This is a genomic window from Micromonospora phytophila (assembly GCF_023656545.1).
GTDB classification, from domain to species: Bacteria; Actinomycetota; Actinomycetes; order Mycobacteriales; family Micromonosporaceae; genus Micromonospora; species Micromonospora phytophila.
Genome location: NZ_JAMOKF010000276.1, coordinates 1 through 7374 on the forward strand (window position 1 = coordinate 1; position 7374 = coordinate 7374).

The window sequence follows — 7374 nt, forward strand, 5'->3', positions numbered from 1 at the left end:
CTACGCTGCCGGCATGGCATCGGGCGGCGCGGTCGTGATCGGGGCCAGCATGGGCGGCCTGCTGACCGCCCGCGCGCTCACCGAGGCGTACGACCGGGTCACCGTCGTGGACCGCGACGTGCTGCCCGACCGGGCGGCGAGCCGCCGGGGCGTACCGCAGGGGCGGCAGCTGCACGTCCTGCTGGCCCGGGGCCGCCAGGCGTTGGAGGAGCTGCTGCCCGGCGTCGGCGCGGAGTTGACCGCGCTCGGCGTGCCCACGGTCGACCTGCACGAGCAGGTCCACTGGTACAACGACGGGCACCGGATGCGGCGCGCCCCCTCGCCGCTGCTCGCGTTCGGGGTCAGCCGGCCGCTGCTGGAACAGGTCGTCCGGGACCCGGTCGCCGCCCTGCCCGGGGTGACCCTCCTGCCGGGCTGCGAGGCGGCGGGGCTGACCGCCACGCCCGACCGGCGGCGGGTCACCGGCGTGCGGCTGCGCCCGCGCGACGGCGATCCGGTCACCCTGCCGGCCGACCTGGTGGTGGACGCCGGCGGGCGGGGCAGCCGCAGCCCGGTCTGGCTGGCCGAGCTGGACTACCGGCCGGCGCCCGAGGAGCAGGTCAAAATCGGGGTGACGTACCTGACGCGCACCTACCGGCGCGAGCCGCACCACCTGGAGGGGCTGCTCGGGGCGCTCGCCAACGCACTGCCCGGCCGGCCCCGCGGGGGCATCGTCGCCGTGCAGGAGCAGGGCCGGTTCGCGGTGGCGCTCAGCGGCATGCTGGGCGAGGAGCCACCCGCCGACGACGAGGGGATGGCGGCCTTCGCCGACAGCCTCGCCGCACCGCAGATCGCCGAGCTGCTGCGCTCGGCCCAGCCCGAGAGCGCGCCCGCGACGATGCGCTTCCCGGCCAGCGTCCGGCGGCGCTACGAGCGGCTGCGCCGGTTCCCGGCCGGCTACCTGGTGGTGGCGGACGCGCTGTGCAGCTTCAACCCGGTCTACGGGCAGGGCATGACGGTGGCCGCGCTGGAGGCGCTGCTGCTGCGCCGGCTGCTCCGCCGCAGGCCGGATTGGCCGGCCCGCCGGTTCTTCCGGGGCGCGGCCCGCCTGATCGACGGCCCGTGGTCCATCTCGGTCGGCACCGACCTGCGCTTCCCCGAGGTGACCGGCCGGCGTTCGCCCCGGGTACGCCTGGTCAACGCCTACGTCGGTCGGCTGCACGCGGCGGCGACCCGGGACCCGGCGCTGGGCGCGGCGTTCCTGCGGGTGCTGAACCTGGTCGACCCGCCGACCCGGCTGCTGGCCCCGCCGGTGCTGACCCGGGTGCTGCGCGGTTCCCGCCACGCCGCGTCCTGACCGGCCGGTCGGCCCGGCCGGCGGGGATCACCTGCCCTCGGCGTCGTCCATCGCCCGGTAGATCCGCTGCTCCGACACCGGGTACGGGGTGCCGAGCGCCTGGGCGAAGAGGTTCACCCGCAGCTCCTCGATCATCCAGCGGATCTGCCGGACCGCCGCGGACTGCTGGCGGCTCGGCGACAGCGCGGCGAGCATGTCGGTGTACTCCTTCTGCACCGCCGCGACCCGGTCCTGCAGCTGGCGGTCCCGCTGCGGGTTGCCCGGCAGCCGGTCCAGCCGCCGCTCGATCGCGGTGAGGTAGCGCAGCAGGTCGGGCAGGCGGGCGTACCCGGCCTCGGTGATGAACCCGGCGTGAATCAGGCCGGAGAGCTGGGCCCGGACGTCGGCCAGGGCGGCCACCACGGCGAGGTTCTGCGTGGCGCCGAGCCGCTGCTCGACCGCGTACCCGGCGGCGAGCACCCGGCGGACCCGGTCCATCACCTCGACCACGGTGTCCACCAGGTCGGCCCGGACCCTGTCGCGCAGCGCGGCGAAGCCCTCGGCGTCCCAGGCCGGGCCGCCGGCGTCGCCGACCAGCTTGTCGATCGCCGCCCCGGCCGCGTCCTCGATGAGCTGCTGCACCCCGCCGTGCGGGTTGCGGCTCAGCGCCAGCTTCGCCTCGTTGGAGAGCCGTCCCTGGAGGAACTTCGCCGGGGAGGGCACGGTCAGCCGCAGCAGCCGCCTGGTGCCCGCCCAGTGCGCGGCGGCCTGCTCGGCCTCGGAGTCGAAGACCTTCACCCCGACCGTCGTACCCTCGTCGACCAGCGCCGGGTAGGCGGTGACCGCGTAGCCGGCGCGGACCTGCTCGATGGTGCGGGGCAGCGCGCCGATGCTCCACTCCTTCAGGCCGGTGCGGGCCACGTCCGGCGCGGCGGCGGCCACCACCTGGCGTACCTCCGCCTTGAGCCGGCGTTGCAGGGCCGGCAGGTCCTTGCCCTCGGCGACCGGCTTGTTCTCCTCGTCGAGCACCCGGAAGCTGACCCGCAGGTGCGCGGGGAGCTTCTCCGGGTCCCACGCGTCGCGGGGCACGGTCACCCCGGTCATCCGCCGCAGCTGCCGGGTGAGCGCGTCCAGCAGCGGCTCCTCGCCGGCCGGCATGGCGGCGAGCGCCGCCCGGGCGTAGTCGGGCACCGGCACGAAGTTGCGGCGGACCGGCTTGGGCAGCGACCGGATCAGCGCGATGACCAGTTCCTCGCGCAGCCCGGGCACCTGCCAGTCGAAGCTCTCCGCCGGCACCTGGTTGAGCAGCGGCAGCGGGATGTCCACGGTCACGCCGTCGGTGGGGGTGCCCGGCTCGAAGGTGTACGTCAGCGGCAGGGCGACCCCGTCGGCGCTCCACTCGTCGGGGAAGTCGGCCTCGTCCAGCCCACCGCGACCGGCGTTGACCAGCAGGTCGCGGGTGAAGGTGAGCAGGTCCGGCCGTTCGTGGCGGGTCTTCTTCCACCAGGTGTCGAAGTGCCGGCCGGAGACGACGTCCGCCGGGATCCGCTGGTCGTAGAACTGGAAGATCGTCTCGTCGTCGACCAGGATGTCGCGGCGCCGGGCCCGGTTCTCCAGCTCCTCGATCTCGGCGAGCAGCCGCTGGTTGTCCCGCCAGAAGTGGTGGTGGGTCTCCCAGTCGCCCTCCACCAGGGCGTGCCGGATGAACAGTTCGCGGCTCAGCGCCGGGTCGATCCGACCGAAGTTGACCTTGCGGGAGGTGACCAGCGGAACGCCGTAGAGGGTCACCTTCTCGTAGGCCATCACCGCGGCCTGCTTCTTCTCCCAGTGCGGCTCGCTGTAGCTGCGCTTGACCAGGTGCTGCGCGAGCGGCTCGACCCACTCGGGCTCGACCCGGCCCGCCACCCGGCCCCAGAGCCGGGAGGTCTCCACCAGCTCGGCGGCCATCACCCAGCGCGGTGGCTTGCGGAACAGCGCCGAGCCGGGGAAGAGCGCGAACTTCGCCCCGCGGGCGCCCAGGTACTCGTGCTTCTGGGCGTCCTTGAGCCCGACGTGGGAGAGCAGCCCGGCCAGCAGCGACTGGTGCACCTTCGGGGTGTCGATCTCCTCCGGCAGGTCGGCCCCGACGCCGCGCCGGCCGCCGGCGTCCGCGCCGCTCGCGGCGTCGCGGGCCGGTCGCCCGCCGCGTCCCCCGCCGGCCTGCTCGGGGGTACGCAGCACCTGGCGCAGCTGGCTGACGATGTCCTGCCACTCGCGCACCCGCAGGTAGTTGAGGTATTCCGCCTTGCACATCCGCCGGAACGCGCTGGAGGACAGCTCCCGCTGCTGCTCGCGCAGGTACCGCCACAGGTTGAGCAGCGCCACGAAGTCCGACTCCCGGTCGGTGAACCGGGCGTGCGCCTGGTCGGCCTGGGCCTGCCGGTCGGCGGGGCGCTCGCGCGGGTCCTGGATCGACAGCGCGGCGGCGATCACCATCACCTCGGTGGCACAGCCGTTGCGTTCGCCCTCGAGGACCATCCGGGCCAGCCGGGGGTCGACCGGGAGCTGCGCCAGCCGCCGGCCCAGCGGGGTGAGCCGCTTCGCCGGGTCGGTCTCGGTCGGGTCCAGCGCGCCCAGCTCGTGCAGCAGGTTGACGCCGTCGGCGACGTTGCGCCGGTCCGGCGGGTCGATGAACGGGAACGCGGCGAGGTCGCCGAGCCCGATGGAGGTCATCTGGAGGATGACCGAGGCGAGGTTGGTGCGCAGGATCTCCGGGTCGGTGAACTCGGGCCGGGAGAGGAAGTCCTGCTCGTCGTAGAGCCGGATGCAGATGCCGTCGGAGGTGCGGCCGCAGCGCCCCTTGCGCTGGTTCGCCGAGGCCTGGGAGACCGGCTCGATGGGCAGCCGCTGCACCTTGAGGCGGCTGCTGTAGCGGGAGATCCGCGCGGTGCCCGGGTCCACCACGTACTTGATGCCGGGGACCGTGAGCGAGGTTTCGGCGACGTTGGTGGCGAGCACCACCCGCCGCCCGCCGTGCGGGGCGAAGACCCGGTGCTGCTCGGCGGTGGAGAGCCGGGCGTACAGGGGGAGGATCTCGGTGCCGCGCAGCGCCGGCTTCTTCTCCACCAGCTTGCCCAGCGCGTCGGCCGTGTCCCGGATCTCCCGCTCGCCGCTGAGGAAGACCAGGACATCGCCGGGCCCCTCGGCGACCAGCTCCTCGACCGCGTCCCCGATCGCCTGGACCTGGTCGCGGACGGTCTCCTCGTCGTCGCCCTCGTCCTCCTCGGCGACCTCGACCAGCGGCCGGTAGCGCACCTCCACCGGGTACGTCCGCCCGGACACCTCGATCACCGGGGCGGGAACCCCGTCGGGCTCGTCGTCGGTGGGCGGCCCGGCGAAGTGCCGGGCGAAGCGGTCGGTCTCGATGGTGGCGGAGGTGATGACGACCTTGAGGTCGGGGCGGCGGGGGAGCAGTTCCCGGAGATAGCCCAGGATGAAGTCGATGTTGAGGCTGCGTTCGTGCGCCTCGTCGATGATCAGGGTGTCGTACTGCCGCAGCATCCGGTCGTTCTGCAACTCGGCCAGGAGGATGCCGTCGGTCATCAGCTTGACCAGGCTGCGGTCGCTGACCTGGTCGGTGAAGCGGACCTTGTAGCCGACCACGTCGCCCAGCTCGGTGCCGAGCTCCTCGGCGATCCGGTCGGCGACGGTCCGGGCGGCCAGCCGGCGCGGCTGGGTGTGCCCGATCAGCCCGTGCACGCCGCGCCCCAGCTCCAGGCAGATCTTCGGCAGCTGGGTGGTCTTGCCGGAACCCGTCTCGCCGGCCACGATCACCACCTGGTGGTCGCGGATCGCGGCGGCGAGGTCGTCCTTGCGTTCGCTGACCGGCAGCCCCGCCGGATAGGTGATCACCGGCACGGCCGCCCGCCGGCGTTCCAGCCGCGCCTCGGCCTGCGCCACGTCCGTGGCGATCTCGGCGAGCGCGCTCTCGCGCCGCTGCGGGTCCCGCAGCTTGCGTACGCCGTCCAGCCGCCGCTGCAGGCGGCGCTGGTCGCGGAACATCAGGGTGGTGAGGCGGCGGTGCAGCTCGCGGACGGAGTCGGTCGCGGCGGGTGCGGATGGATTCTGCATGTCGTCGCCAAGGATAGGCAGCCCGCGGCCGGGTCGCCCCTCGGTTACCGGTCGGCCCCGCCACCCCCGCCCGACCCGGGCCCGCGACTCCCTGCCCACCGGGCCCCGCGACTACCGGCTACCGGGCCCCCCGACTCACGGCCCACCGGGCTGCGGCGGGCGCCGTCCGGGCCGTGCCGTCGCCTCCGACCTCGGCGGGCGCGGGTCTAGAGTTGACCGCCGGACGACGCCGACCACGGGGATGCGCGATGACGATGCGGGACACCGACCGGGCGCTGGTGCAGGCCGCCACGGCGGTCGCCAAGCTGCGCTGCCGCAGCGAGAACCACACCGTCGCCGCCGCCGGGCGCTCCGCCGACGGGCGGGTCTTCACCGGCGTGAACGTCTACCACTTCACCGGCGGCCCGTGCGCCGAGGTGGTGGCGATCGGCGCCGCCGCCACCCAGGGCGTGACCGAGCTGGAGACGATCGTGGCGGTCGGCGACCGGGGGCGGGGCGTGATCCCGCCGTGCGGGCGCTGCCGGCAGGTGCTGCTGGACTACTTCCCGGGCGTCCGGGTCATCGTCGGGCCGACCGACGCGCTGCGCGTGGTGCCGGTCGGGGAGCTGCTGCCCGAGACGTACGTCTGGGCCGACCAGCAGGTCGACGCGCCGGTGCCGGCCCCGCGCGGCGGCGCGGAGGGTTGAGGCGGGTCAGTCGCCGGCCGCCGCCTCTAGCATCGACCGGGGGACCGGCACGCTCTCGAACCGTACGTTGCCCTCCGGCACCATCCAGCTCATCACCTGCACGGCCAGCCGCCCGGCCCGCACGGCCGGGTCGTTGGCGTACAGCTCCCGGGCCATCTCCGTGTCGACGGCGAGGACGACGAACCCGCGCAGCCGCTCGTCGTCGGCGTCGACGAAGGGGCCCGCCGCGATGACGTGCCCCTGTTCCACCAGCCCCGCCTGGTGGGCCAGGTGGGCGTCCTGCAACCGGTCGGCCGCGTCCCGCGGCAGCTCCGGCGCGTCCGTCGGGCGGACCAGGAGCACGACCGTGTGCTGGTCGAATCGCATCCCCACAGCCTAGGTGCGCGGGGGCCCGCCGTCGCCGGTTCGTCGCCCGCCGGCCGGGCCCCTAGCGGATCGACCGTCGCGAGTTAGGTCTCCCTAAGCAGGTCAGTTAAGGTAAGGCGTACCTAAGCCCGCACCCGCAGGAGACCCGTGACCACCCTCGCCACCCGGCCGGCCCCGGCCGGCACCCGACCACGGGCACGTGGTGGCCGCCGGGTCGCGGTCACCGTCGGGGCCGCGCTGGTGCTGCTGCTCAGCGTGCTGGCGAGCTTCGCGCTCGGCAGCCGCCCGCTCCCCGTCGACCAGGTGTGGCACGCGCTGGTTGCCCCGGACGGCGGGGAGGCCACCACCATCGTCCGGGAACTGCGGATGCCGCGTACCGCCCTCGGCCTCGCCGTCGGGTCGGCGCTCGCCGTCGCCGGGGTGCTCTTCCAGGCGCTCACCCGCAACCCGCTCGCCGAGCCGCGGATCCTCGGCATCAGCGCCGGCGCCTCCTTCGGCGTGGTGCTGGCCATCTCGGTCTTCGGCGTCGGCACCCTCGCCGGGTACGTCTGGTTCGGCATCGGCGGGGCGTTCCTCGCCGGCCTGCTGGTCTTCGCCGTCGCCGCCCGCGCCCGCGACGGCGCCAGCCCGGTCACCCTGGCGCTGGTCGGCGCGGCGCTCGACGCCAGTCTCGCCTCCGTGGTGTACGCGCTGCTCATCATCGACGCCCGCACCTTCGAGGAGTACCGGTTCTGGGTGGTCGGCGGGCTGACCGGGCGGGACCTCTCCGTCGCCGGTCAGGTGCTGCCGTTCGTGCTCGCCGGCCTGGCGCTGGCCGCCCTGGTGGCCCGGGGCCTGGACGCGCTCGCCCTCGGCGACGACGTGGCCCGCGGCCTGGGTCACCGCATCGGGCTGGTC

Annotated in this window: 5 protein-coding genes; 3 read left to right on the forward strand and 2 right to left on the reverse strand. The window is 74.6% G+C overall.

The genetic code is table 11. The features are described from left to right. The coding region (locus NCC78_RS24445; protein ID WP_308220944.1) for an FAD-dependent oxidoreductase at window positions 1–1336 on the forward strand (1336 nt) is incomplete at its 5' end. Window positions 1337–1363: 27 nt separating this feature from the next. Here NCC78_RS24445 and hrpA read toward each other — a convergent pair. Beyond that, window positions 1364–5425 (reverse strand): ATP-dependent RNA helicase HrpA, encoded by a 4062-nt coding sequence (gene hrpA / locus NCC78_RS24450; protein ID WP_250797305.1) that lies wholly within the window; start codon window positions 5423–5425, stop codon window positions 1364–1366. A gap of 248 nt (window positions 5426–5673) precedes the next feature. Between hrpA and NCC78_RS24455 the strand changes: the two genes are divergently transcribed. Continuing rightward, window positions 5674–6111 carry a cytidine deaminase family protein gene (locus tag NCC78_RS24455; RefSeq protein WP_250797307.1) on the forward strand — a complete coding sequence of 146 codons (438 nt, stop codon included), beginning with the start codon at window positions 5674–5676 and terminating at the stop codon, window positions 6109–6111. Between the two features lie 6 nt (window positions 6112–6117). On the opposite strand, the gene NCC78_RS24460 is transcribed toward NCC78_RS24455, so the two are convergent. Beyond that, a complete protein-coding gene (locus tag NCC78_RS24460; protein WP_250797308.1) occupies window positions 6118–6477 on the reverse strand; it encodes a YciI family protein in 360 nt (119 codons plus the stop codon). A gap of 147 nt (window positions 6478–6624) precedes the next feature. On the opposite strand from NCC78_RS24460, the gene NCC78_RS24465 reads away from it, so the two are divergent. Next, the coding region (locus NCC78_RS24465; protein ID WP_250797309.1) for a FecCD family ABC transporter permease at window positions 6625–7374 on the forward strand (750 nt) is incomplete at its 3' end.

What these genes read in the sequence shown, in the direction of transcription:
- NCC78_RS24460 (WP_250797308.1), bottom strand. Translation starts at nt 6,477, where the DNA reads ATGCGATTCGACCAGCACACGGTCGTGCTCCTGGTCCGCCCGACGGAC.
- hrpA (WP_250797305.1), bottom strand. Translation starts at nt 5,425, where the DNA reads ATGCAGAATCCATCCGCACCCGCCGCGACCGACTCCGTCCGCGAGCTG.
- NCC78_RS24455 (WP_250797307.1), top strand. Translation starts at nt 5,674, where the DNA reads ATGACGATGCGGGACACCGACCGGGCGCTGGTGCAGGCCGCCACGGCG.